This is a genomic window from Paenibacillus sp. FSL H8-0260 (assembly GCF_045040625.1).
Classification (GTDB): Bacteria; Bacillota; Bacilli; order Paenibacillales; family Paenibacillaceae; genus Paenibacillus_AQ; species Paenibacillus_AQ odorifer.
This window is the reverse complement of record NZ_CP150298.1, coordinates 3,973,815-3,999,293: the sequence shown is the minus strand read 5'-3', so window position 1 is coordinate 3,999,293 and position 25,479 is coordinate 3,973,815. Positions and strand designations below refer to the sequence as shown.

20 protein-coding genes are annotated in these 25,479 nt (G+C 44.0%); 12 read left to right on the top strand and 8 right to left on the bottom strand.

Annotated features, from left to right (window positions below):
* Nucleotides 1–25: 25 nt before the first annotated feature.
* Entirely contained in the window at nucleotides 26–2,332 is a 2,307-nt protein-coding gene (locus MHI51_RS17835) for a thiamine pyrophosphate-dependent enzyme (RefSeq protein WP_076128294.1), read from the top strand.
* Nucleotides 2,333–2,637: 305 nt separating this feature from the next.
* Here the strand turns inward: MHI51_RS17835 and MHI51_RS17830 are convergent, their stop codons facing one another.
* From MHI51_RS17830 to MHI51_RS17810, 5 genes are all read right to left on the bottom strand, one after another.
* A complete protein-coding gene (locus MHI51_RS17830) occupies nucleotides 2,638–3,456 on the bottom strand; it encodes an ABC transporter permease (protein WP_076219894.1) in 819 nt (272 codons plus the stop codon).
* Nucleotides 3,453–4,463, bottom strand: coding sequence for an ABC transporter ATP-binding protein (locus MHI51_RS17825; protein ID WP_076219896.1), 1,011 nt, complete (start codon nucleotides 4,461–4,463; stop codon nucleotides 3,453–3,455). Before MHI51_RS17825 ends, MHI51_RS17830 begins: the two co-directional genes overlap by 4 nt.
* 31 nt (nucleotides 4,464–4,494) lie before the next feature.
* On the bottom strand, nucleotides 4,495–5,292 hold the full coding sequence (locus tag MHI51_RS17820) for an ABC transporter permease (protein WP_076277244.1): 798 nt from the start codon (nucleotides 5,290–5,292) through the stop codon (nucleotides 4,495–4,497).
* 24 nt (nucleotides 5,293–5,316) lie between these two features.
* The gene (locus MHI51_RS17815; protein ID WP_081390503.1) at nucleotides 5,317–6,354 is read right to left on the bottom strand and encodes a metalloregulator ArsR/SmtB family transcription factor; all 1,038 of its coding nucleotides are present in this window, start codon (nucleotides 6,352–6,354) and stop codon (nucleotides 5,317–5,319) included.
* Nucleotides 6,355–6,857: 503 nt separating this feature from the next.
* Nucleotides 6,858–7,376 (bottom strand): molybdenum cofactor biosynthesis protein B, encoded by a 519-nt coding sequence (locus tag MHI51_RS17810; RefSeq protein WP_076128304.1) that lies wholly within the window; start codon nucleotides 7,374–7,376, stop codon nucleotides 6,858–6,860.
* Nucleotides 7,377–7,541: 165 nt separating this feature from the next.
* Here MHI51_RS17810 and MHI51_RS17805 point away from each other — a divergent pair, with 165 nt between their 5' ends.
* From MHI51_RS17805 to MHI51_RS17755, 11 genes are all read left to right on the top strand, one after another.
* Nucleotides 7,542–8,561, top strand: coding sequence for a CobW family GTP-binding protein (locus MHI51_RS17805; RefSeq protein WP_405173133.1), 1,020 nt, complete (start codon nucleotides 7,542–7,544; stop codon nucleotides 8,559–8,561).
* A 91-nt stretch (nucleotides 8,562–8,652) separates the two neighbouring features.
* Nucleotides 8,653–9,000 carry a four-helix bundle copper-binding protein gene (locus MHI51_RS17800; protein WP_036688030.1) on the top strand — a complete coding sequence of 116 codons (348 nt, stop codon included), beginning with the start codon at nucleotides 8,653–8,655 and terminating at the stop codon, nucleotides 8,998–9,000.
* A 211-nt stretch (nucleotides 9,001–9,211) separates the two neighbouring features.
* Entirely contained in the window at nucleotides 9,212–10,762 is a 1,551-nt protein-coding gene (locus tag MHI51_RS17795; protein WP_405173132.1) for a response regulator, read from the top strand.
* 200 nt (nucleotides 10,763–10,962) lie between these two features.
* Nucleotides 10,963–11,925 carry an ABC transporter permease subunit gene (locus MHI51_RS17790; protein WP_341086849.1) on the top strand — a complete coding sequence of 321 codons (963 nt, stop codon included), beginning with the start codon at nucleotides 10,963–10,965 and terminating at the stop codon, nucleotides 11,923–11,925.
* A gap of 18 nt (nucleotides 11,926–11,943) precedes the next feature.
* Nucleotides 11,944–12,813, top strand: a complete 870-nt coding sequence (locus MHI51_RS17785) for a carbohydrate ABC transporter permease (RefSeq protein WP_076184462.1) — start codon at nucleotides 11,944–11,946, stop codon at nucleotides 12,811–12,813.
* A gap of 29 nt (nucleotides 12,814–12,842) precedes the next feature.
* Entirely contained in the window at nucleotides 12,843–14,516 is a 1,674-nt protein-coding gene (locus MHI51_RS17780; RefSeq protein WP_076280035.1) for an extracellular solute-binding protein, read from the top strand.
* A gap of 75 nt (nucleotides 14,517–14,591) precedes the next feature.
* A complete protein-coding gene (locus MHI51_RS17775; protein WP_405173131.1) occupies nucleotides 14,592–16,334 on the top strand; it encodes a sensor histidine kinase in 1,743 nt (580 codons plus the stop codon).
* A 3-nt stretch (nucleotides 16,335–16,337) separates the two neighbouring features.
* Complete coding sequence (locus MHI51_RS17770) at nucleotides 16,338–17,633, top strand: ABC transporter substrate-binding protein (RefSeq protein WP_405173130.1); 1,296 nt, start codon at nucleotides 16,338–16,340, stop codon at nucleotides 17,631–17,633.
* A gap of 142 nt (nucleotides 17,634–17,775) precedes the next feature.
* Entirely contained in the window at nucleotides 17,776–18,720 is a 945-nt protein-coding gene (locus MHI51_RS17765) for an ABC transporter ATP-binding protein (protein WP_342409804.1), read from the top strand.
* Between the two features lie 14 nt (nucleotides 18,721–18,734).
* Nucleotides 18,735–19,448: a hypothetical protein gene (locus tag MHI51_RS17760; protein ID WP_076128327.1), complete on the top strand. Its 714-nt coding sequence runs from the start codon at nucleotides 18,735–18,737 to the stop codon at nucleotides 19,446–19,448.
* A gap of 44 nt (nucleotides 19,449–19,492) precedes the next feature.
* Nucleotides 19,493–19,957: a hypothetical protein gene (locus MHI51_RS17755; RefSeq protein ID WP_038571625.1), complete on the top strand. Its 465-nt coding sequence runs from the start codon at nucleotides 19,493–19,495 to the stop codon at nucleotides 19,955–19,957.
* On the opposite strand, the gene MHI51_RS17750 is transcribed toward MHI51_RS17755, so the two are convergent.
* The 3 genes from MHI51_RS17750 to MHI51_RS17740 all read right to left on the bottom strand — a co-directional run bounded on the left by MHI51_RS17750 (nucleotide 19,949) and on the right by MHI51_RS17740 (nucleotide 25,190).
* Nucleotides 19,949–21,187, bottom strand: a complete 1,239-nt coding sequence (locus MHI51_RS17750) for a winged helix-turn-helix domain-containing protein (protein WP_076219222.1) — start codon at nucleotides 21,185–21,187, stop codon at nucleotides 19,949–19,951. The two genes, MHI51_RS17755 and MHI51_RS17750, sit on opposite strands and share 9 nt — an antisense overlap.
* 108 nt (nucleotides 21,188–21,295) lie before the next feature.
* Nucleotides 21,296–23,383: an ABC transporter ATP-binding protein gene (locus MHI51_RS17745; protein ID WP_076219221.1), complete on the bottom strand. Its 2,088-nt coding sequence runs from the start codon at nucleotides 23,381–23,383 to the stop codon at nucleotides 21,296–21,298.
* Nucleotides 23,384–23,441: 58 nt separating this feature from the next.
* Nucleotides 23,442–25,190, bottom strand: a complete 1,749-nt coding sequence (locus MHI51_RS17740; protein ID WP_076184456.1) for an ABC transporter ATP-binding protein — start codon at nucleotides 25,188–25,190, stop codon at nucleotides 23,442–23,444.
* Nucleotides 25,191–25,479 lie beyond the last annotated feature (289 nt).

Sequence of the window (25,479 nt, the reverse complement as noted above, 5' to 3'; positions counted from 1 at the left end):
TTAACGGAGGAAAGGTGGAATACACGTGGCTATAGATTATGAAAAAGAAGTAGGCTCTGCTAAAGTAGAGCAGAAATTCCTATATGAATCCGGCAATGAAATGGCGGCTTATGCTGCTCATCAGATTAATTATCATGTAATGGGGTATTTTCCGATTTCTCCATCGACAGAAGTAGCGCAATTTCTTGATACGATGAAAGCGAATGGCCAGCATGATATTATGCTGATTCCGTCAGATGGCGAGCATAGCTCTGCTGGAATCTGTTATGGCGCTTCAACGGCTGGCGGACGTGTTTTTAATGCTACCAGTGCCCAAGGTTATATGTTCATGCTTGAGCAATTACCTGTACAAGCTGGTACGCGTATGCCTATGGTTATGAATCTAATCTGCCGTTCGATCTCTGGACCGCTGAATATTCACGGGGACCATTCAGATTTGTATTTTGCTTTGAATACAGGTTGGCCTATTTTAATGTGCCGGGATCCACAATCTGTTTATGATATGAACCTAATGGCATTGAAGCTTGCGGAACATGCTAAAGTTCGTCTTCCGGTAATGGTGGCTTCAGATGGATATTTCACCTCCCACCAGAAACGCCGCGTTCAAGCTTTTACTCATCGGGAGGATGTTCATAAATTTGTTGGACCACAACCTCCAACAGGCTTTACCGATACTTTAGACCGCAATAATCCGGTAACGGTTGGTCCTTATATGAACGAACCTGACTATATTAACAATCGCTATCAGCAGTCCGTAGCTATGTACAATGCGGGTGAAGTTTTTGAAGAAATTGCGAAGGAATTTGCTGAGTTAACCGGACGTCATTATCCAATGATCGAGGAATATCGGATGGAAGATGCTGAAGTAGCCGTATTCTTGATGAATTCTGCCTCTGAGATTATTAAGGATGTTGTGGATCAGCTTCGGTTGCAAGGGATCAAAGCCGGTGCAATCTCGCCGAATATGATCCGTCCTTTCCCGCAGAAGCAAATTGCTGAAGCGCTGAAAAATGTTAAAGCAATCACCGTTGGTGACCGTGCAGATTCTGTTGGCGGACATGGTGGTAACATGGTCAATGAAATCAAGGCAGCCCTGTTCACATATGGCAACACTACGACTAAAGTAATTAGCCGTATCTACGGTTTGGGTGGTAAGGACTTCTACGCAGAAGATGGTCATGCCTTTTTCCAATTAGCAATAGATGCTGTTGCTGCAGATCGAGTAGACATACCATTTGATTATTATGGCCACAATCCGGGTACACCAGATAAAGCTCCGCAACGTCTTCTGAAGCCAATGGACTTTGACTCACTGAAGACAGGGTTAATCACTGTGAAACAGGATGAAGCAACAGGCAAATTAAGCGTACGGATTCCGCCACTGCGCAGCTTGACGAAGAAACCTAAACGGCTCTCCCCAGGGCATGGTGCGTGTCCAGGTTGCGGGATTTTCTCAGGACTGGAGACTTTCTTCAAAGGGATTGAAGGGGATATCGTCGCACTTTATCATACAGGCTGTGCCATGGTAACGACTACGGGGTATCCGTATTCCTCCCATAAATCAACGTTTATCCATAATCTTTTCCAAAATGGAGCGGCTACCTTGTCCGGTGTCGTAGAGATGTTCTGGGAACGCAAACGTCGCGGTGAGCTGGATGGACTAGGGCTTAAAGAGGACTTTACGTTTGTTATGGTAACCGGAGATGGCGGTATGGACATCGGGATGGGACCGGCAATTGGAGCTGCACTGCGTGGTCACAAAATGATTATTGTAGAGTACGATAACGAGGGTTACATGAATACTGGAGCACAGCAGTCCTATTCGACACCACTGGGTCACCGTACTTCAACCTCCAGTATCGGCAAGCAGCAGCAAGGTAAAGTTACTCAGCACAAAGATACAGCACAAATTATGGCGGCTACTAACATTCCTTATGTCTTCACGGGTTCGGAGGCTTATCCGCAGGATCTGGTGAAAAAAGCGGCAAAAGCACAGTGGTACGCACAAAACGAAGGTTTGGTGTATGGTAAAATCCTGATCGCATGTCCGCTAAACTGGATGTCTGATGATAAGGAAGGCACGAACATCGTATCATTAGCTGTTGAGTCTTGCTTCTTCCCGTTATATGAAGTAGAGCATGGTTCTACGAATATCACATATAATCCTGAAGATAAGGGCAAACGTGTTGAGCTCTCAGCATGGCTGAAGACAATGGGTAAAACTCGTCATTTGTTGAAACCTGAGAATGAGCCAGCTTTACACAGCTTCGAAGAAGAAGTTGAGCGCCGTTGGAATCGTCTCAAGGCAAAACATGAACATCCTGACTTATAAGCTGTGTCTATCTCCAGTATATAAAATATGAAATAACCCGGCAGATTTGTCTGCCGGGTTTTTTTGTGATTAGGGAGCATTTGCGCGTAAGAAGCAGTTTTCGGACACCACTGACCTTAAACACAGCTTTCTTTCCCATTTGGAATTCTAACGGACTCCATAGCAGTTATCGGCCCTAAAACTCCCAAAATGAACCCTTTTTGAAGGAATAGTGTCACTGGAGTCCGCGAAACTTTTGAAAAAGCTAAAAAACCAGCAAATAACGTCTCTTAGGTCCTATGTGTTAAAGACTTGGTCATTTACAGTTAGAATAAAGTCCAGTTTCCTTTTACTCTTGCATGTTGCTCTGCTCTAACCAGAAGATAGCGGGTACAAATGACAAGACAAGCACTACCTACGATTAAAGCGCCGAGAGCCCACCACCAGCTAGTACCGATATTATCGTATAACGCCCCGCGCACAAGAACCAGACTATATGTGAGTGGAAACAGAAGGGATAAACCCGTTGCCCATGCTGGGAATACTGCTGGTGGAATACGAACCCCGCCAAACAGCTCCATTGGTGCTTGAAAGATGTAATAGAGTAGCCCTGAATCCCTTGAGAAGAGAGATATCGCACACAGCAAAGCTCCCCATATAACCGCTGATATCATGATAAGTATTAATACAGGTATTAAGGCGCCCCAGTTAACAGTCGTTACGTCCGCAAGAAAAATGAAAGTCAGAATGGAGAAGCAAGCGAACATCCATATTCCGTGAAATAGTGAATATACGGAACGTCCATAAAGGAAGGCCATTTTTGACGCTGGCGTTAGGAACACTACCTCAAGTGTACCCCCTTTGCGTTCTTGTTCGAATAACCATGCGGCTTGCACAACCGTCCAGTATAACTGAAAGACGAGATATCCGCTCAGCAGAAAAAGGGGAATCCGTCCATCTGGTATTACTTTTGAAAGTGCTGATCCTGCTCCGGTTCTAAAGGGCTGCATAGTAAAGTAGGTGGTTAAAAAGGTGAGCGCCGGCCAGAGTAGAAGTGAAAAAAACACTGCGCGTCCCTTAACTCTATTTCGATGCTGCTTAGTGATCTCCGCGCTAAGGGTAAACCATAAGCTATGTAAGTTCATGATACCCTTCCTTCCGAAAGGAGGATAATCGCATCCTCCAAAGTAGGTTTTTCGGATGCGAAGCTTTTAATGCTAAGCCCCTGCTCAGTAGTCCATGGCAGCAGCTCTGTAATGATTCTATCAGCCGAAGGTGTCTTTACAGAAATGCGCTGCAGTCCATCATTTTGAAGTTCTAGTTTTTCTGTTGCGCAGACACCCATTAATTCCGCAGGCTGAGTAAATGTTCGTAGATGCTCTAGTAGCTTGGGACGAAGTGATTCATGCCAGCCTGTAACCTCTAAATGAGCAGTTTGCGAGCCTGCAACCTGATGGACAATCCGCTCAGGTTTGTCACAGAGCAGAAGCTCGCCTCGATTCAGTACATAAACTCGGTCACATAGTTCTTCGACCTCCTGTAAATAATGGCTGGTCAGAAGGATACCCTTTCCACTGTCCAGTGCAAGCTTTCTTATCGTACTGCGAAGCTGCCTGGCAATAGGGGCATCAAGGCCAAGTGTGGGCTCATCTAGAAATAAGTATTGTGGGTCGTTGATAAGTCCGCGGGCGATTTGCAGCCGTTGCTTCATCCCTTTAGAATATTGTTCAACGGGTTGGTCAGCAGCTTGGGTCAAACCTACTTCCTCCAGAAGACGTCCTGCTTCTCTAGCGATGTGAGGGCTGTTCATTCCATAGAGTTTACCGAAGTATTCAAGATTCTCTCTCCCAGTGAGCCGCCAGTACAACATTCGTTCTCCTCCGGCGATCATATTTACTTTTTGCTGAATGGCCTGTCGATTCTTGTGTAGTGACATTCCATCGACTTCAATACTGCCGGAGGTTGGCTCTAGGAGAGTAGAAAGCATACGTATTGTAGTGGTTTTTCCAGCGCCATTTAGACCGAGAAGACCTACGATTTCCCCCGCAGCGATATCTAAAGATAGTGATTTCACTGCTGTCACTGATCTTTTTTCCGAACGGAACCAGCTCAGTTTATGTTTGCTCTCGTAAATCTTAGTAACTTCATGCATATTAATCAATGGTTTTCACCCCTCCAAGGTTTTAGAATCGTTCGAACAACCCGCGCTCTATGCGCCGGTTTGTCCATTGACCAACCGTTATGTATACAACACTAAGCAGTATGATTGGCCATATGTCAGGTAATCGTATTGCTTCTCCAGTTAGCAGCGAGCCTCGAAGGAGTTGTAGCGCATAGGTCAATGGGAAAATCTCACCTATAGCCTGCAAGTAGTCAGGCAAGTATTGCCTTGGAAACTGAAATCCACACAGTAGAGCAGTTAGCGTAAATAGAGTATTTTGCACAATGAAGGTGTCCCTTGTATATAGCATAATGCTTCCTAGCACCAGCGCCATCGCATAACACGATAGTAAAAATAGCAAAATTCCCACGAGGACAGATATGAAGTGAGCAGAGGGGAGTCGAAGTCCTGCCAAAAGGCCAAAGAAGAGAACCACCAGCAATTCCGCCCCACTTCGATACAACTGCTGGACAGCGTTTCCTAGAAAATAACCGCTCCGGCTTGAAGGGGAGAGCAACAGTGCCTCAAGTGTACCTTCCCTCCATTCGGTAATAAGTGCCCTGGATACATTCATCATCATACTGACGGAAAATATACTGAGCATACCTCCAATAATTACATAGGTCAGATAGTCCTCACTGCCACTATAGATAGCAAATTTTGAATCTATATCCCCTTTGATTAGATACACATAAGAAAAATAAGAGATGATGACTAGATAAACTCCATCAATAATGTGCCCGAATGTAAAGGTCCAGGGAAAGGCTCTAAGATTAGATTTTTGGTTTCTTTTTAGGGTTGCGATAGCGATATGCCACATATGTACTCACACCTTTCATTAACCTCATTGTTCAAGGTACTGCCTTTGCAGGATGAGCAGATTATCAAAGACTTCTTTGTTCACTGAATAAAATAAATAATTCCCTTTTCGCTGTGATTGGGTAAATCCTGCTTCACTTAGTTGTTTTAGCTGTTTAGAGACCGCAGCTTCAGAAATACCCAATATTGGCGCAAGCTGCTTGGTACAATGCGGCCCTTTCCACAGCAGTTTCAGAATTCGCATCCGCGTATCATCACTTAAAGCTTTGAGTTGGCGCAACAGGTCACTCGGCGGTCCCTCACTAAAGGCAAGACCGGGAACATCCACCGTGAGAGGCAAAAATAAAGTGTCTTCGAACCAGCCAACAAGCAGATGCGGAAATATGAATGTAGAAGGAAAAACGTACACTTGTCCAAGCTGGTCATAAGGAAAGTAATACGTTACAGCCTTTTGTACTGTCAGAGTCCCGTTCTCTGAGAGGAGGCGTGGGTGGAGCGTATTTAGTGCCTTTTCCGGGGAACGACTGGCTAAGTCTTGAAACTGAGCGGCTGAGATGTTCATAAATGGTTCAATATAGTCCCATTCCTGCCCGAAATAATCATGTTCGTATGTAATTAATGTTGAGATTAACAGCTTGCGAACACTAGCCAGATTGTTTATCAGGTACTTCACGTTTCCACTCAACTTCATCAGCGAACGTTTGCTTTCCGATTCATTCAGCCATTCGACTATGGTACTTAGTGCAATTTCTTGATTCATAAATAGATACACTAGCTCTGCATCCGGAAGTTTTTTGAGTAGGGTGATTCCTTGATTGCAAGAAATAGGGACACCCATACGGTCCGGTAAATCTAGCAGAGCGATCCAACGTTCTGACAACTGCCCAAGTGTGTGGATGTTCTCCTGTAGAGCAAGAGGCATTCTTTTCTTGAGCTCCAAAGCCCATTGTAATCTTGTTGGATGGTGTTCTGGTTGATGGAAGACATGCAGACTGCATAATAACTCATGAAAAGGACTGACGACCGTTTTGATCTTTCGATTTAAAGTTTGGAGTGAGCTCATCTCTTTCCTTTCCGATTAACTGTTTGGTTAATCAAAAACCACTTTCGCGTAAAGTGTTCAAAATTATAGGGGGAATGGTCAGGATTGTCAAATCTTTTATGCAGAAAAAAGCGAGAGCACATCTCCATGTGTTGGACATGGATGTTTCTCTCACTTATAGGATTCTTTTAATAGAGTTATGAAGTAGAGTTTTATCTTCTGCCTCTAGGCATCATGGAGTTATCGCACATGATATCTTTAACAGAATAGGTGTAGCAATGGCGAGGAACTGGGACACAGTGATGGCGTCTAACGATTTCTACCGGGTGAATAACATTCACAACTTGAGGGTGGTAATAATCTTGATAAACCACCTTAGGTGGGTCAGTGACAGTTTGGGCCGGACATTTTGGACATTCTTCTGACATTTCCTTCAGCTCCTTTGTGTGTGAACTTACCGTATTATACGCACAGAACAAAGGTATGCTTGGTTATTTGTCTAGTTTATAAAAAAATGGGTGGAATTATTGTTTGTATATCTCTCGCATTACATGACGAAGCTCCGGAATAATTAGCCGTTCCATAGCCAATTTAACGGCTCCAGTGGAGCCGGGCATAGAAAAAATAGCTGTGTTGCCAATCGTACCTGCAATTGCTCGACTAAGGATTGCCGCCGAACCTATATCTTCTGTGTAGCTTAACATTCGAAAAATCTCACCGAAGCCCGGCAGCGTTTTATCCAGCAAGGATGAAACTGCTTCGTAGGTGGTATCACGGGGAGAAATTCCTGTTCCACCCGTGAGCAGTACGGCTTCAACTCCAGTGTGATCAGCGTTTTTATAGAGTAGTTCACGAATGTCTTGATAGTTGTCTTTGATAATGGTACGGCCTATAACTTCATAACCGGCAGCCTCAAGCATGGATTGGATTAAAGCTCCACCGGTATCTGTTTCAGTAGTTCTGGTGTCTGAGACGGTAATGATATAGCAGGACACGGACTGTGGTGCTTCCTTCCGATGTTCTTCAACGGATGACAATGAGATCAGCTCCTAAATTAGAGATGTTCTCATGATAGGGTATGGGGGAAGCAAAGACAAGTTTCGTTATCCAGCGCTAATCTTTTGAGGATATAGGGGTGCCGCTTGCGTGCTTTGGCATCATGTAGTAAACTCGCTACCATACCCGTAATTTGCAAGGAGCGATGAATCATGGAACAGGTTGTACCTGTGTATATATTGTCAGGATTTCTGGGAAGCGGCAAAACTACCCTGCTGCAGCGCCTGCTGGAACATTGGAAAGATCAGGGCTTACGCCCGGCAGTAGTGATGAATGAGCTGGGTGAAGTGAATCTGGATGGGCTGCTGGTTGAGCAAACCGTTCCTATGGCAGAGCTGCTCGGCGGCTGTATCTGCTGTTCTATTCGAGGGGATCTCAGCACAGAGCTAACAACTCTTATCAAGAAGGAATCACCTGATGTTGTTGTTATTGAGGCCACAGGTGCGGCGAACCCGCTGGAAATTGTAGATGGCGTAACCGAAACTTCACTGTATCAAAAAGTAGAGCTGAAAAGCTTGATCACCGTCGTTGACGCCGCGCATCTGCTCGAATTGTACCGTGCGCAGCAGGGCGCAACCTATCGACTGATGCAGGAGCAAATTCGCTGCGCCTCTGTTTTGATTCTGAATAAAACTGACCGTGTCTCAGCAGATGAAGCGGAAGAGATCACAACCGTTCTGCGAAAATGGAATTCTTATGCACCGATTATGCCAGCGGAGCGTTGTGAGATCGACACAGAGGAGCTCCTGCGTAGCGCAGGTGGAGTTCTTACGGATACACAGCTTGAAGAGAGCGACAGCGAAAGCCATGTGCATGAGGAAGCTCTGCAATCTTCAGGAGCCACCCACGCTTCCCACGATCACGTGATGGCATACACACATTACTTCAAACGACCTGTCAACAGCGAAACCTTTGAACAGTTCGTCAAGGAGCTTCCGCGTGATGTTTATAGGGCTAAAGGCATTGTGACCTTTAATGACACCTCCAGTCGTTTTCTTTTTCAATATGCTTACCGTGAAGCTGATTTTATGAAAATCACACCTCAAGGCAAAGTGCCAGACGTAGCTGTATTTATCGGGGAACATTTCTCATCCAGTGAGTTACGCACGAAGCTGCTGGAGATGGAAGGACGTATTTTAGTTCGGCCTGGAACGATCAAAAGAAGCCTGTAATCCGTTCTGCTTCAGAAGAAGCTGTGGTTCATTCCTAATCTTGTAGGTTAATAGTAAGGCATACCATTAAAAATGCAGGAGGTTGAAGGCTATGACCCGAATTCAATATCAGGAGTGCATTGACGCTTGTCTCGAAAGTATGAATGCCTGTAACTACAGCTATGTCTCAAGCCTAAAAGAATATGATCTTGCATCTCTTCGTGAGAGCATGCGGCTCGATCGTGAATGTGCGGATATTTGTTCTTATGCCATTCAAGCAATGACCCGTCAAAGTCCGTTTGTATCTGGAATTTTAAAACTATGTGCAGAAATATGTGAAGCATGCGCGGATGAGAGCAGCAAGCATATACATAATCACTGCCAAGAATGTATTAATGCCTGCCGTAAAGCTGCAGAGGCATGCCGTTTGATTAGCGATGCTGTTGAGGTATACGCGTAAGATCGTATAACTTAACTCTCATATATGAACTGATAGCCAGATTGTTGCTGTAGAAATATAGCAATAGTCTGGTTTTTTATATCCAGATCTGTTTGATTCATGCTATTGGTAGAAAAAAAGGAAACAAGCATGTAGAATGCTAAATACATACAGATTTAACCTTTTACATATTATTGTTAGCGCTTACAAAAAAGATTGGAGGAGCAGTATCATGCAAAAGGTCCTTTTAGTTGATGATGAATTTATTATCCTGGATGGCATCTCATCGGTAATGAACTGGGAAGCATTGGGCACAGAACTTATTGGAACCGCGCAAAATGGCTTGGAGGCATTAGAATTAATCAAGCAAGCTATACCTGATATTATTATTACCGATATTCGTATGCCGGGAATGGACGGGCTGGAGCTGGTGGCGACGGTTACAGCGCTTCATCCTGAGACCTCTTTTATTATGCTGACAGGCTTCTCAGAATTCGATTATGCTAAGATGGCGATGCAGTATGGGGTTAAACATTATTTACTGAAGCCGTGCAGCGAAGAGAGACTGAATGAAGCGCTAAGCGAGGTAGTTCAGAAGCGAGAGGAACGGCAGTACGAGGAGAACTTTATCCTATCGATAAAATATGGACTGGAACGTGTACTTCCACATGCCAAAGAACAATTCCTGAAGGAGCTTGTGACGAACAAGACCTATGGTGTGGAGGAATGGAAATATTTTGGTGAGCTGTTTGGACTGAATTTTCAGAGTCAACGTGTTAGGCTACTGCTGGTAGAGATTGAAGGAGAACATGAATATGAGCATTTGTTCGCGGTCAGTAATATTGCGGGAGATATTTTTCAACATCATATTTTAAGCTCCACCGTAGGGCGGCGTGTTCTGTTATTAATGGAAGATGACCTGTCTGAAGCTGCTTTATTTGAGAAAATAGACAGCATCCGCGCTACCTTTATGAAATATTATCATATTGATCTGACGGCCGCATTAAGTGAACCTGGAGAGTTGACGCAAGTAAGGCGTTTATTCACGCAGACGATTGAATGTCTTAGCCATAGATTTTATCTGGGGGAAGGGAGCTTAATTACAGAAAAAGATATCAGCATTCCAGAGGATGAGGAAGGTCTAGAGCTGCAACTGGATCTCGAACACCTCGTTATGCTCATTAAAGCGGGGCACTGGGCAGATGCTGAATGCGAGCTGCTGTCACTTTTGCATCAACTTCTGAATCTTAGATATGACATTGCCAAGACCAAATCCTATCTGATCCAGATCTTCATGGAGATTATACGTTTGAGTGATCAAAACAAGATGCAGACGTATATTGATAAGCTGCCCCGAATGATGGAGACTAGCACGCTCCAGTCTTTTCAGCAGTTTGTAATGAGTATTGCAGAAGAGATTACCCTTGATCGTTATAGCCGCAATCGCAGTAAGCAATCGCAAATGGTGGCAGAGGTACAGCGTATCGTGGATAGGCGTTATTGTGAAGAGACATTAACTTTGCAGACTGTTGCACAGGAGATTTATATGAATCCTGATTATGTTAGTAAGATGTTCAAGAAAGAAACGGGGGAAAAGTTTACGAATTATGTTATGAAATACCGGATGCAAAAAGCGCTCGAAATCATCGAAGGATGTGCACATTTTACGATTGGACCTCTAGCTGAAGAAGTCGGTTTTGGAGATAATGTATCCTACTTTAGCAAAGCCTTCAAGAAATTCACGGGTTTTTCTCCTTCCGAATATAAAAAAACGGCTCCATAATTTTTTTATTTAAAGATAGCCCATACACCCTACGTACTTGATCGATAAGTACTGTGGGGTATTTTTGTGTGCGAGGAAAAAGAGGGTTCCACGGTTTTGAACAAATAATTACCGGATATGAACATGGGGAAAGGAGAGCTTTACCTGTAAAGTTATGTGCATAAGGAAGCTAGTCATATTACATACGGGGAGGCCAACCAATGGAGCTTAAGCATCAGCTGCTGACCAAGAAGTCCGGTATGAAACCCGGCAAATGGTCTTTTGTGAAAAACGAACTGCAGCGGAATAAATACGTGTATATCATGTTAATTCCCGTGGTGCTCTTTTATCTGATTTTCAGCTATGGGCCGATGTACGGTCTGCTAATGGCTTTTCAGAAATCCTATAGTCCTATAAAAGGGATTATGGCGGGGCAGTGGATCGGGTTTGATAATTTTAAAATGTTTTTTGAAAGCTACTACTTTTGGCGGATTATTAAGAACACACTGATTCTTAGCTTTTACAGTATTATTTTCGGATTTCCGGCACCCATAATATTGGCTTTGCTGTTAAATGAGGTCCGGAATAAGTGGTTCAAAAGCACGATTCAAACCGTTAGCTATATGCCGCATTTCATTTCAGTCGTGGTTGTTGTCGGCATGTTAAAAACATTCTCAGCACTTGATGGCGGGTTGTTTAACGTAGTTCGTAGCTTTTTTGATCTACAGCCTGTGATGTTTCTGGCAGAGAAGGATATGTTCCGGCCACTTTATATTCTCTCCAACATCTGGCAAGGTGCGGGCTGGGCTTCCATCATCTTTTTGGCGGCGCTTAGCGGAATTGATCCCCAATTATATGAGGCTGCCAAAATAGATGGCGCAGGTCGCTGGAAACAGCTTCTGAACATTACCCTGCCGGGAATTATGCCTACTGTCGTCGTTATGCTGATTCTGCGTCTGGGCGCGGTTATGAATTCCGATTTTCAAAAAATATTACTGATGCAGACCGCTCCAACCTATGAAACCTCGGATGTTATCTCAACCTTTGTATACCGTTCTGGGGTGCTGGAAGGCAATTATACGTATTCCACAGCCATTGGATTAATTAACGGGGTTATAAATTTCTCACTGCTTTTGCTTGCCAACTCTATTAGTAAAAAAGTGAACTCCACCAGTCTTTGGTGAGGAACAGGAGGTGAACCTATGCGACGTTCGGCAGGTGAACGTATCTTTGACTGTATTAATGTGTTGCTGTTGTTAGGCATCATGGCTGTATCGATTTATCCGCTCCTGTATGTGCTGAATTCCTCTGTGAGTGATCCGAACGAACTGCTGCGTTCCAGGTCATTAATGCTGCTGCCTGAAGGCTTTCAGCTCGAAGCTTACAAAGCGGTATTTCATAATTCGAAAATCTATAGTGGATATTTAAATACACTTTTTTATGTAACTGTTGGGACAATCGTTAATTTATTGATGACATCAATCGCAGCGTATTCCTTGTCCAGATCAGATCTTTTCGGTAGAAAAACACTGATGAAGTTAATCACCTTCACGATGTTTTTTGGCGGAGGGATGATCCCGACTTTTCTGCTCATTCAGAACCTCGGGATGGTCGATACCCGCTGGGCGATGATTATACCTGGAGCGATTAGTACTTTTTATTTCTTGATAATGAAAACTAGCTTTGAGGGAATACCGATCAGCTTAATCGAGTCGGCGAAGCTTGACGGAGCTAATGATATCTTGATTTTATTCCGAATTGTACTGCCACTGTCCAAATCTATTCTCGCGGTTATGACTCTTTATTATGCGGTTGACCATTGGAATGATTATGTAGCCCCGATGCTGTATTTGCGCAGTCAGGATCTCTATCCGATTCAAATTGTAATGCGGGATATTCTGATTAGCAGCAGTACAGAGTCAATGGGAGCTGGGGTAGATACAGGCTTCGCTATCGGTGAGAACATCAAATACGCCACTATCATAATCTCAACGTTACCAATCATGCTGGTGTATCCGTTTATCCAGAAATATTTTGTTCAAGGCGCTTTAATCGGTGCCGTGAAACAATAAATAACATTTATTTATGGAGGCGATTTTGGGTGAAAAGAAAAATAGGGGCCATGATGTTAAGTTCCGTCCTTCTTTCTACAATGCTGGCTGGCTGTTCAGGCAATAATGATGGAACTAGTGCGGGTAATAAGGCGGGAGATCATAAGGGAAATACTACCGCAACTAATACGCCGGTGGAGAAGCTGACAGAAATTCCACTGCCAATTACAAAAGACGGAATGACGATTAATTACTGGCGTGCCAATGACGGTAAGCTTACCGCTTCTTTGGAGAGTTTTGGTGATATGGCCAGCTATAAAAAGAAAGAAGAGTTGACTGGCATCAAAGTGAAGTTTACGCACCCACCACTTGGACAGCAGAAGGATCAGTTCAACCTGTTGATTTCTACGAAAGAGCTTCCAGATATCATTTATTATAATTGGGCGGATGCGGTTGGTGGGCCGGAGAAATTAATTGAGGATGGCCGAATTATCCGTTTAAATGAGCTGATAGAACAATATGCACCGAATCTTCGCAAAATCATTGAATCCGACCCGGATGTAAAAAAACAAATCACACTGGATGATGGAACGATCTATATGTTCCCTCTTTTGAAGCTGGATGCGCTGAAGCTGAATGCCACTTCAGGGTTGATAATGCGCAAGGATTGGCTCGATAAGCTGGGACTGAAGCCGCCGACCACCATTGAGGAATGGCATACTGTGTTGAAAGCGTTTAAAGAAAAAGATCCTAATGGCAACGGGAAGGCCGATGAGCTGGCGTTCACTGGAAACTGGGGTCCTGGTGACCTGACGAAGCTGCACGATTTCTCACCAGGGTTTGGGGTAATCGGCGGTTTTCAGATGAATGGGGATAAGGTCGAATACGGGCCGATTCAGCCAGGTTATTCAAGCTTCTTGGAAACGATGGCCACATGGTATAAGGAAGGGCTTATTGATCCGGAAATTATGACCAATGATGGCAAAGCCTTTGATTATAAAGTGACGAATAATTTAGCCGGTTCTTATGGCGGTGGTGTCTTTAGCGGCATGGGCAAATTCTTCAACCTGATGCGCGATACCGATCCGAACTTTAATCTTACAGGTGTACCTTGGCCGGTTTCTCCTAACGGAACAGCTTATGCTACTTTTAATATGAACAATAAAGTATTGACGTATGGTGAAGCAATCACTACCGGAGCGGATAAGGAGAAACTGAAGGATATTGTCCAATGGATGGATTTCAATTACAGCCCGCAAGGACATGAATTGTTCAACTTCGGAATTGAAGGTGAGAGCTATGTGAAGGAAGGAGAAGGAATAAAATTCACAGATGTCATTACCAACAATCCTAAAGGTTTGACTTACGATCAGGCGTTAGCCTCATATGCGCTTTCGATTATGGATGGACCCATCAATCAGGATAGCCGTTATTTGGATGCTTTATTGTTCGATGAGGGGCAACGAGAGGCTAATGCTTCTTGGATGAAGGCTAGCTCTGATTTGACGCTTCCTCCGTTTCGTTTGAGCGTTGACGAAGCCAGCAAAAGCACTTCCATTATGAGTCAGGTCAACACGTATCTGAATGAAACGATGACAGCAATCATTAATGGCCAGAAACCAATCTCAGAATTTGAAAAAATGGTGGATACGATCAAAGGAATGGGCATTGAAGAAGCTATAAAAATCCATCAGGCTGCATATGACCGTTACATGGCTAAATAAGCGGATTAAGAAGACTATCCGGGTTATCCATAATGTGGTATACAAGTTATATTACAGTGACAAAGGAGAGCCCGGATGAAAGTTTATCGGAATTTGAGTATTAAAATGAAGGTGTTCCTGATGATTGTTCTGATACTGATTCTGATTATATCCATGGCGTTCGGTTCTTTATATTATGCCTACTCTATTTATGACAAGCAGCTTTATGACAAGTCGTATCGGCTGCTTAATTTGTCTTCGACTACGATTGATATGGAGCTTAAAAAGCTGGAATCCATGACTTTGACGATGATTGCTGATCGGCAAATTCAAGAAGGCCTTAAGGAATTGCGCAAAGATGATTCCGATTTTACTGGATATGTTACACGGCAGATGATTGCTGATCGGTTATGGACGCATATCAGTATGGACGAACGTTACATTCAGTCTGTACATTTGATCGATTCCCAAGGGAAGGTCAGCAGATACGGAGAGACGATTCTGTTCACAGAGGAGAAATCGGCACGAATGACCCGAGAGGCAGAAGCGGGGAATGGTGTTGTACGTTGGTTGTATCCTGACGATTCAGATCCGATGCTGGTCATGGTCCGAGAAGTGAGAGCTTATGATCCAATGACGCTAGATAAGCTGGGCACGCTCTATTTACGCATTAATATAGGGAGGTTAGCCCAAGATTACGCTGGTGTGGCCGCAGAAGACAGCGATATTATTTTGAAAGCAGGTCAGGAACTGGTTTATCCTTATCGGAAAGTAGCGGACGGTGTAACAGCGGTTTTACAGCCTTTAAAATCAGGGGCTGGATACGAAATCAAAGAGATGAATGGAGAAGTTGCCTTTGTATCACAGAAGCAATCTTCCTACTCTGGATGGACTTACTACAACTATGTTTCTTATAATGATATTTTTGAAAAAACCATTTGGCTGAAGAATACAATGATCATTATATTTGGAATTGCGATTGTGATTATAATTGCGCTAGGGATGAGCTTTGCCCGTAATCTGACACAACCGATTCGCTCGCTGATCAGTCAAATGAAAGAGGTTCAATATGGAGATCTGGACAGTATGGATACTAAGCTGATGGCTCCTCCACTTCAGCAAATGGATGAGGTGGGGTTATTACAACGGACATTTCGTCAGATGATAACACAGATTAACACATTGATCAAAGAGAACTATGCCAACCAGCTGATTATAAAAGAGACAGAATTTAAGGCTTTGCAAGCGCAGATTAATCCTCATTTCCTCTATAACTCACTGGATTCTATCCACTGGTTAGCTAAAAAAAGTGAACATGCACAGATTTCGAGCATGGTTGTCTCGCTTGCTTTTCTTCTTCGGTCATCGATCAGCTTGAAACAAAATGTAATCACAGTCGCGCAAGAGCTAGAAATCGTGAAGCATTATATCACTATTCAGAATTATCGGTTTCAGAAACGTTTGGATTTTCATATGGAGATTCCAGAGGTCTTCAATACTGTCTCTATTCCAAAGCTAACCCTGCAACCGCTGTTGGAGAATGCTATTCAATATGGTGTTGAGACGATGATTGAACCTTGTCAAATTCTATTATATGCTGAACCATTTGATGGCAAGCTAGCGATTGTAGTTGAGGATCGTGGCCCCGGAATGGAAGCGGATTTCCTCAAACGATTACTAAATGGGGAAGTAGAGACTAGAGGCACAGGTATTGGCTTGCTTAACATCCGTGACCGGGTCAGACTTGCCTTCGGTGAGGAATATGGCATTTATGTTGAGAGTACGGTTGGGTTTGGAACAAAAGTCAGTGTTCTTTTGCCGTTCCCGCAGGAGGTGTAGGTGATGCGCAGATTCATACTTAGCTTGGCACTGCTATGCATGATTACAACTCTCGGTAGCTGCGGGCAACAAACGGACCTTCCACCAGAGAATGCAGTAGAAAAAATTAACCTCCGGATTGCCTGGTGGGGAAGTGACTTCCGGAATAACGCTACAATTCAGGTTATCCAAATGTATGAACAACAGAATCCTCTGGTGAAAATTGAATATGATTACAGCGCCTTTAATGAGTATTGGAAAAAGCTTGCACCTAGTGCAGCAGGCAATGTTCTTCCAGACATTATCCAAATGGATATCTCTTACCTTTCGCAATATGGAACTTTGAATTTATTGCAAGACTTGTCACCTTATATTAAGAGCGGACTTATAGATACGAGCAGCATCAGCGACAACAATCTTGCCGGAGGTAAACTAGGCGAGCAGCTATATGGTTTTAATCTAGGGATTAATGCTTTGTACAGTGTGTATGATCCAGAAGTTTTTAAGGAGCAGGGAATTGAGCCTCCAGGGACGGATTGGAGCTGGGAGGATTTTGAGCAGATCGGCGTTACTTTAAAGGAACAGGGGAAAGGAATTTATCTGGGAACTTATCTGACGCCAGAACAGTTTTTTGCTTATTATTTACGGCAGAATGGAGCGTCATTGTTCTCGGAAGATGGAATAACCCTTGGCTATAGCGATGATCGCTTGTTTGTAGAGTATTTCGGACGTATGCAGCGTCTGATGCAGGAAAAACTGATTTTCGAACCTGATATCTGGACGTTAGATGTTAACAAACCGGATCAAGATCCTTTTTACAAAGGGGAAGCATTGCTGGGTTGGGGATATTCTAATCAGTTTATTAGCACTGTTCAGCGTTACGGAAAACCGCTGGCTTTAGCCACCATGCCAGGCCCGCACAATGATCGCGGCTTATTCTTGAAACCAGGGATGTTTTTTTCGATTTCAAAAAGCTCTAAGCAAAAGGAGGAAGCAGCAAAATTCATTAATTTCTTTGTCAATAATCTGGAAGCTAATAAAGTGCTTAAGGGAGAACGTGGCGTCCCGGTGTCCTCAGCTATTAAAGAGCAGATGAAGCCATTTCTAGAGCCAGAGCTTGCACAGGTTTTTGAATATATTGACTGGGTGGAGCAGAATAGCAGTCCGATGGATCCACCGGATCCGGTGGGTGCTTCAGAAGTAACTAGCGTATTACGTCAATTATATGATCTGCTTATGTTCAGCAAAATCACTCCTGAAAAAGCTGCCGAACAGTTCCGCCTTCAAGCCGATGAGATTTTATTTCAGAATATAAAATAAACAAAAAAAGAGGAGAAATACTGGATTGAAAGTAAATTTTAGAAAGGGCTGCTATGGCAGTTCTTTCTTTTTTTTGATTCCTAGAAGAGGAAATTCGTAGGGAACCGGAGAATTAACAGTAGATATGAAGGGAGAATGTTAAGTGGCGAACTTAGTAGATCGTAACTTTGCCGGCGGTAGTATAGGTGTTGCTACTTCCCTAATTGAATTAGAGCAGATCAGTAAACAGTATGGACGCCGACCCGTATTGGAGGATGTATCGTTCACTATTGAAAAGGGAACTGTAACAGCTCTGATCGGACGAAACGGATCCGGCAAAAGTACCCTGTTGTCAATCTTAGCTGGACTTGTCCACATTTCCTCAGGAAAGCTGAGTTGTAAGGATCCAAATCTGAGAATTGGTTATGCACCTGAGATGTTTCCAGGGTTGAAGCTGACCCCAGAACAGTACTTGCGAAGTATGGGTCAGATTAGCGGCCTTGCGCCAGTCCGGATCGAACAGGAGCTAACAACGTTATTTCAACTTTTTAAACTGGAGCACTTTCGCAAGCAGTCGATGCTAAATTTCTCCAAAGGAATGCTGCAAAAAATTAATTTGATTCAAAGCTTGTTGGGAAGTCCCTCGTTGCTGCTTCTTGATGAACCTATGTCGGGCCTTGATCTCCCCTCAATGAATAAGTTAGCTGATCTTCTCATCGTTTTGAGAAATAAGGGGACTGCTATAGTCTTCTCTGTACATGAACCCCAATGGATTGAATTGCTTGCGGATCAGGTTCATGTGATACATGAAGGGAAAATTGTAAAGTCAATTCAGGGGTCAGAGAAGCTAAACATAAAACCCTCTACATACATACTATTGTCTAATCTGTCGATTCAGAAACTGCAGCAATTGAAGGAAATGGCAGGTTTCATTTCAATAAATACTTTTAAGGATAGTTGTAACATAGAACGTACGGCGTTGACAGTAACAAGTTCAGAATCAGATACTTTTTTGCGGGTTATCTTGGAGTCGGGTGGTTCAATACAATCGGTAGAACCTCGCGGAGGATCGCATGACTTAGAAAAATGGATGAATCCTAGGAGTTGAACAGGGGGTCTTACGTGTATCCGTTTATCGTTTACATGCTGCGAAGTTATACTCGATCTCAGCGTTATTTCGGCCCGTTAGCAGGGATTGTGATTGCAGTCTTGATATTGTATTCTTATAAGCCCAATCCAGTTATGAATAGCTATGCCGCTACAGCAGTAATGCTCTTTATAAGCTGCGCTTGGATGAGTCTTAGTTTTTTGAATCATGAGCACGCTGTTCATCGGCAGATTGCAGTTGTTCACATGCGAAGTGCGGCTAAACATAGTGCAGGTGGTATCTTAACGCTTGCATTTCTAACGCTGCTGCTAGATCTATTGATTGTCCTTTATCCTTGGGTAACGGGTCATTTTGCAGAATCACCCGGGGGATATCGGTTAATTCTCGCGCTCATAGGACATGGATTATTGGGTATGCTTGGTGTGGCTATTGCCCTATTCTTTCAATCTTCTTGGGTTCAAAAAGGCAGTCATGCGACAGGTATGTTGTTAGCTATCGTTATACTATCACTGGGCGGAGCACAAATCAGCGAAAGTTTGCCTGGTATATTTCATTTTTTGATCTGGTTGTTGCCGCCAGTAACTCCTGTAATGGAGGCCATGATGAAAGCTGATACATTGTCATTAGCGGAGTTGTTAGGTTCCTTTGCACAAGCATTAGTATATATAACACTGCTTATCGGTTTTTATTTGTACAGATCAAGACAGAGGGATTACAACAAAACATAACTTGTATAGATAAAAGGAACAAGGATACAGAAGTGGGGGAAAAGATGAAGGATACATATGTACCTGAGAGTGAACAATCAAAAGAGTTATTCGCCTATTTTGGACTGGCAGTTTATTATGGACAGGCCCTCGAGCAGCAGCTTACCAACTTGCTATTGCTTACTAAGCTATCACAAGGAAAAACGCCAACAGAAGCAGATCTGACAGACCTTTATCAGCGAAAACTCAGCAATTCACTCGGCCAACTCATCAAAGAAATCCAACATCATTTTCCTTTCTCGGAGCAAGAAACCGCTCAGTTGGAGGAAGTGTGGAAACAACGTAATTACATCGTTCATGATTACTTTAAAGAGCGTATACAGGAAACCTTTACGCCTGCCGGAAGGGCTAAAATGATTCGGGAGCTGAAACGTTTTAAAAATAAAGCAAGTAGACTTGAAGTTAAACTGCAAGGCTACTGCACAGAAATGTTCACGAAACTTGGATTAGAGGAGGAAAACTTATTGTAATAATCCTTCTAATCCGCAAGCTGTTACAACCTCTGGTCTAAAATGAACCGAAGAAGCTCTAACACAGCGAGAGAGTGCAGTTAAAGCTTCGCCTAATGCCGGAATCATCTCCGGTGTTAGGCTTTCTCCAGGTTCCCACCACCAATTGTTAATATTCAATGTTTGACTCTTCTTATCCATCACCGGTTCAAATCTGCCAACAAAACGATCATTATATAATATAGGCAGTACATAGTAACCATATTCTCGTTCTATTGCCGGCTTATAGACCTCCCAGCGGTAATGAAATCCGAATAATTGCCGAACCAGCTCACGTTCCCACAACAAATTATCCAGCGGAGCCAAAACAGCCGCAAATGAATCACGTGGTTGAAGCCCAGTCTCTTCGGATTCTTGCAGCATCACAGACTCCAAGGTTGGAGCATCTATACTGCGGATATAAAGCGGAACCTTAATCCCCTCGACCCAAACTTTTCTGAGACTATCCTTCTCTAGCAATCTCTGAATCGCCGCCGCACGCTCTTTGCTCTTCAGTCCGGATATGCCCAGCCATCCGTCTCCAGATTTATTCCATAACAAGCCGATACTTCCTATTCTACGTAACACATACCAATCATGAAATTGTTCTTCCGTGACATTTGGATCGGCTGAACTCAGCAGCTCTGAGGGTAACAAACGTTCAGCGAAATCATAATATCGCCGGGTATGTACACGATGGTGGACAACAATCTCTCCCCAAAAGTACATGCTTTCCATTGCAGCTCGTGATAATCTTGTCGGAGCCCAAGCCCAATCTACTTTTTCCTTTCCGTCTAAATCCAGAGAGGAGAGAGGACCACGCTTCTGAAGCTCTTCACGAACCTGTGCTACAGCGACCATTACAGGTTCATTAGCCTGATGGTGGGAGGCAGCAGCTGTTCTTCTCCGCTTAAAATAAGGCCAATCCTCTGTACAATAAATTGACATGTTCTTGTCCCAGCCATCAACGAGCAACCTGTCTTTATACAGAAGCTCTTGGACCAGTTCTGGCGTAAATCCCGGAATCCGTGCCTGGAGGACCAGCTCATGATTATGGCCAGCGATATTAAGGGGGTCATATTGGATGCAGCCTACGTGACGAACATAGTCATAAATACTAAGTTTTCCAGAAGGGATAGCTCCAGCAGTTAACTTTTGATGAGATAGCAGAAAAAGCCTGGCTTGTTTCTTAGTCAAATTATAAGTAAGCATCGTTTGCTCCTCCAAGGTTATGTATTAATTTCCATAATACAGAACATCTGTTCTAAGATCAAGCAGGAAAAAACCCTGAATCACAATGAAGTGACTCAGGGTTGTAAATTACATTTTCTCAAGAGAGGGTTGCAAGTTTCCGAGTGCTGGACGGTTGCTTGCGCCAGCGTTATCGCCAGAGCTGTTAGCAGCAGCACCTACTTGCAGCTGGTACATACGGAAGTATCTTCCGCCAAGCGCCATCAGTTCATCGTGGCTGCCGCGTTCTACGATCTCTCCGTGATGCAGGACTAGAATCTGATCTGCACTGCGAATCGTGGATAAGCGGTGAGCGATGATGAAAGTGGTGCGTCCTTTTTTGAGAACTTCCAGCGCATCCTGAATGACGCTTTCCGTTTCTGTATCGATGTTGGAGGTAGCTTCATCTAGAATGAGAATAGCTGGGTCAAAGGAGAGAGCTCTCGCAAAAGAAATCAATTGCCGCTGACCCGCAGATAAAGTACTTCCTTTTTCGATGACAGGTTCATCAAATCCTTGTGGAAGATGAGCGAGTAACTTATCCGCACCAACCTCACGCAAAGCACGTTCTACCCGTTCACGGGAAATTCGTTCATCCCCTAGGCTGACGTTCGAAGCAATGGTGCCCGTGAAGAGGTACGGGTCCTGCAGCACGATGCCCATGTGATTCCGCAGCCACTGCTTCGGAATATCCGTAACCTTTTGACCGTCAATCGTAATATCGCCTTTTTGTGGATCATAGAACCGGAACAGCAGATTGATGATTGAGCTTTTGCCGGAACCCGTATGACCTACAAGAGCGACAGTTTCACCCGGGCGTGCTTCAAAGGAGATATCGCGCAGGACGTAGTCTTTTTTATAAGCAAAAGATACATTCTTAAATTCCACTTTCCCTTTGTAGCGTGGCATGGAGCCGTCCGTAACATTCTCTCCAGGTTCATCCATAAGCGTAAACACACGTCCCGCAGATACCATAGAAGTATCCAGGTTCGCCAACTGGTTCACCATACCTGTGATAGGCTGGAACAAACGTCCGAGCACATCGACAAAGGCATACAGAACGCCTAAGGATACAAAGGTTGAACCAGTAATACTGCCATGTCCGAAATACCAAAGCACCATCACAAAAGAGAGACTGCGTAGTGAGTTCACCAGATTGTGGGACGTGAAAGCATTCAGATTTAACATTTTATTCTGATATTTCAAGTAATCATCGTTCAGGTTCTCAAATTCTGCACTAAGCTGCTTCTGACGGCGGAATATCCGGACGATTGACATCCCCTGAATCGATTCATTAATAATGGCGTTAATTTCACTTAGACGTGAGCGAATGATCGTATTGTATTTGGTCGCAATTTTGCGATAGAGCACGATCCACAGCACAAGAATAGGTACAATGAACAAGCTGATCAGACCCAGACGGACATCAAGTAAGAACAGAGCGATATACACGCCAGTTATATTGATAATACCGGTGCTGAAATTGGAGAGGACCGCAATGAATAGATCCTTAATCGCCTCGGTATCATTTGTAACCCGCGACACTACCTTACCAGCAGGCAAATTGTCAAAAAAATGAACGGGTAGTCGCTGGATATGCGCGTATACATCTGTCCGCAGCTTCCGGATTACCTGATTCGCCGAAGATTGCAGCCAGTAGGTTTTTCCGAATTCAGCAAAGATGGAGATTACAAGAAAAATAGCATACATTCCGACCAACTGATAGATCCCAGGAAGCTCGGGTTTGTAAAAAGCGAACAGCTCATCTGCCGAGAGCTTAACCGCGGGATAGATAACTTCGTTATCACCACGGGTGATATGCATCTCTCCATCGATGAACTTTCGTTCACCGTCAGGCTGTGTTACAGCTTCGTTAATAAAATAGAAACTTCTCCCTGCTTGAAGAACACGAATTTCTTGGCCTTTAGTTTCACCGGGCTCAAAGCGATCGCCGCGTTTGTATAAACTATTGTTATATTCAGCCGCCTTATCGGGAGACGTGGTGCTGAAATAGGGCTTCTCGATGGCCAGCATGTGATTGTCGATCATGCTTTTGGCTATAAATGGACCTGCCAGCTCTGCCGCTACCCCGATTGAAAGCAGCAGAAGGGCTGCGATAAAGGTTTTCTTTGCGGTCAATGCATATTCCAGCAGGCGTTTGCCTGTACTTTGTGTCAACCGTGACACCTCCTAAAATGTTTTGCGTAGTCGTAGCTCGTTTATTTATGGTTGTAGTTTAATCATTTGACAAGTTATTTTCGACTTGCTGCCGATCATATTGCTCACGGTACCAGCCATTCAAATCCAATAGTTCCTGATGTGTACCTCGCTCAACAATTTGTCCGTTATCCAGTACAACAATCATGTCGGCATGTTGGACGGCAGAGAGACGGTGAGTAGAGATTAATGTGGTTTTTCCGGCACGTTCATTCCGGATATTGTCGATAATCTGAGCTTCAGTACGAGCGTCAACGGCTGATAAGGCATCGTCCAGAATAAGGATATCTGGATTAGCGATAAAAGCTCTGGACAGAGAGACACGTTGCTTTTGTCCACCGGAGAGGGAAACACCACGTTCACCCACCAGAGTATCCAGACCATCGGACAATGTGCCCAGGTCGTTCTGGAAAGCGGCAGCTGTAATGGCTTGCATAATCGTATCGTCATCGGCGTTGTCTAGACCAAACTGAATGTTTTGCCGAACGGATTTGGAGAAAAGGATTTGCTCTTGTGGAACATAACCCATCCAGCTATGCAGCTGATCCAGGGAAATCTGTTGAATAGGCACACCAGAGATAAGGATTTCTCCATTACCTGTCGGATATTCGCGGAGCAATTGTTTGAGCAGTGTTGATTTCCCGCTTCCTGTACGCCCGACTACACCTAATGTCTGCCCTTGGTTCAGGGTTAAGTTTACATGGGTTAGATTGTCTATCGTCGAAGAAGGATAACGGAAAGTCACATCGTTAAGCTCGATTCGAGTAGGGTGGGGAACTTGTACGGGATGGGCAGCATTTTGAACATCGGGTTTGGAGTTTAACGTCTCGTCGATACGTTCGAGGGAAGCTCCACCACGCTGCATAATGTTGATCAATTCTCCAATAGCGAACATCGGCCATACAATCATACCGAGGTACATATTAAAGGAGACTAGATCACCCAGTGTGATCTGATTGCGGAATACAAGGTAAATCCCATAAGTAAGACCAATAATGTAGCTGAGTCCGACACAGAAGCGGATGGTTGGTTCGAAGAAAGCATCGACACGAGCTACGGCCATATTTTTGTTGTAAACATCTTCAGTAATATCCGAGAAACGTTTTTCATCAAGACGCTCTTGGACATAAGCACGGATTACGCGCACACCAGAGACAGATTCGAGCACTTGGTCATTCATATCTCCGAACGCATCCTGCGCTAAGCTGTACCGATCATGAATAGCTTTACCATAAAAAATCATAGCTATTGCAATTAGGGGTAATGGTAATACTGCTGCAAGGGTCAGCTTCCAACTTACGAGAAAGCCCATCGCAAACAGCACAACCGTAAGGTAGATTGTAGAATCCACCAGTGTAAGCATCCCGAATCCTACGGTAGCTGAGACGGCTCTGATATCATTGGTTGCCCGGGCCATGAGGTCACCAGTTCTATTTTTTTCGAAGAACGAAGGTGTCATAGTCATAAGATGATTCATAAATCGGGAGCGCAGCAGGCGCTCAACAAGGTTGGAACCTCCGAAAAGTTTGTGCATCCATATGTAGGTAATCCAATAAATAACTAGCAGCAAAATGAAGATCATGCCGATATATTTGGCAAGCGAAGCTGTAGTAATCGAACCGCGTACTATGTCGTCAATGGCATTGCCTAGCAGACGTGGAGGGAGTAATTCAAGAACGCCCACACCTATGAGTAATATGAGTCCAATCAGGTAACGCCTTTTTTCTCGGCGAAAAAACCAGCCGAGATCGCGAAGAACAGAGAACAAGTAAATCCCTTCCTTTCAGGTTGTAATGATTGCTTGTGATGCTGATAAAAGCGCAAGTGATTATCTCTTCAGCAAACAAAAAAGGCATATCATCCGAAAACGGACGATATGCCTGTAATTTACAGCTATCATGCGCACGGTGCGTTACAGCACCAAGCATGTGAGAGACCTTCAAGAACTAAAGTTATACGGTCCATAAGACTCGCAAAAACTTCAGGATGGCTTAATCACTTGGGCTGCTTCGGTATTCGGTTGAGTAAAAATTCCAACAATAGTAAAATAATATGGC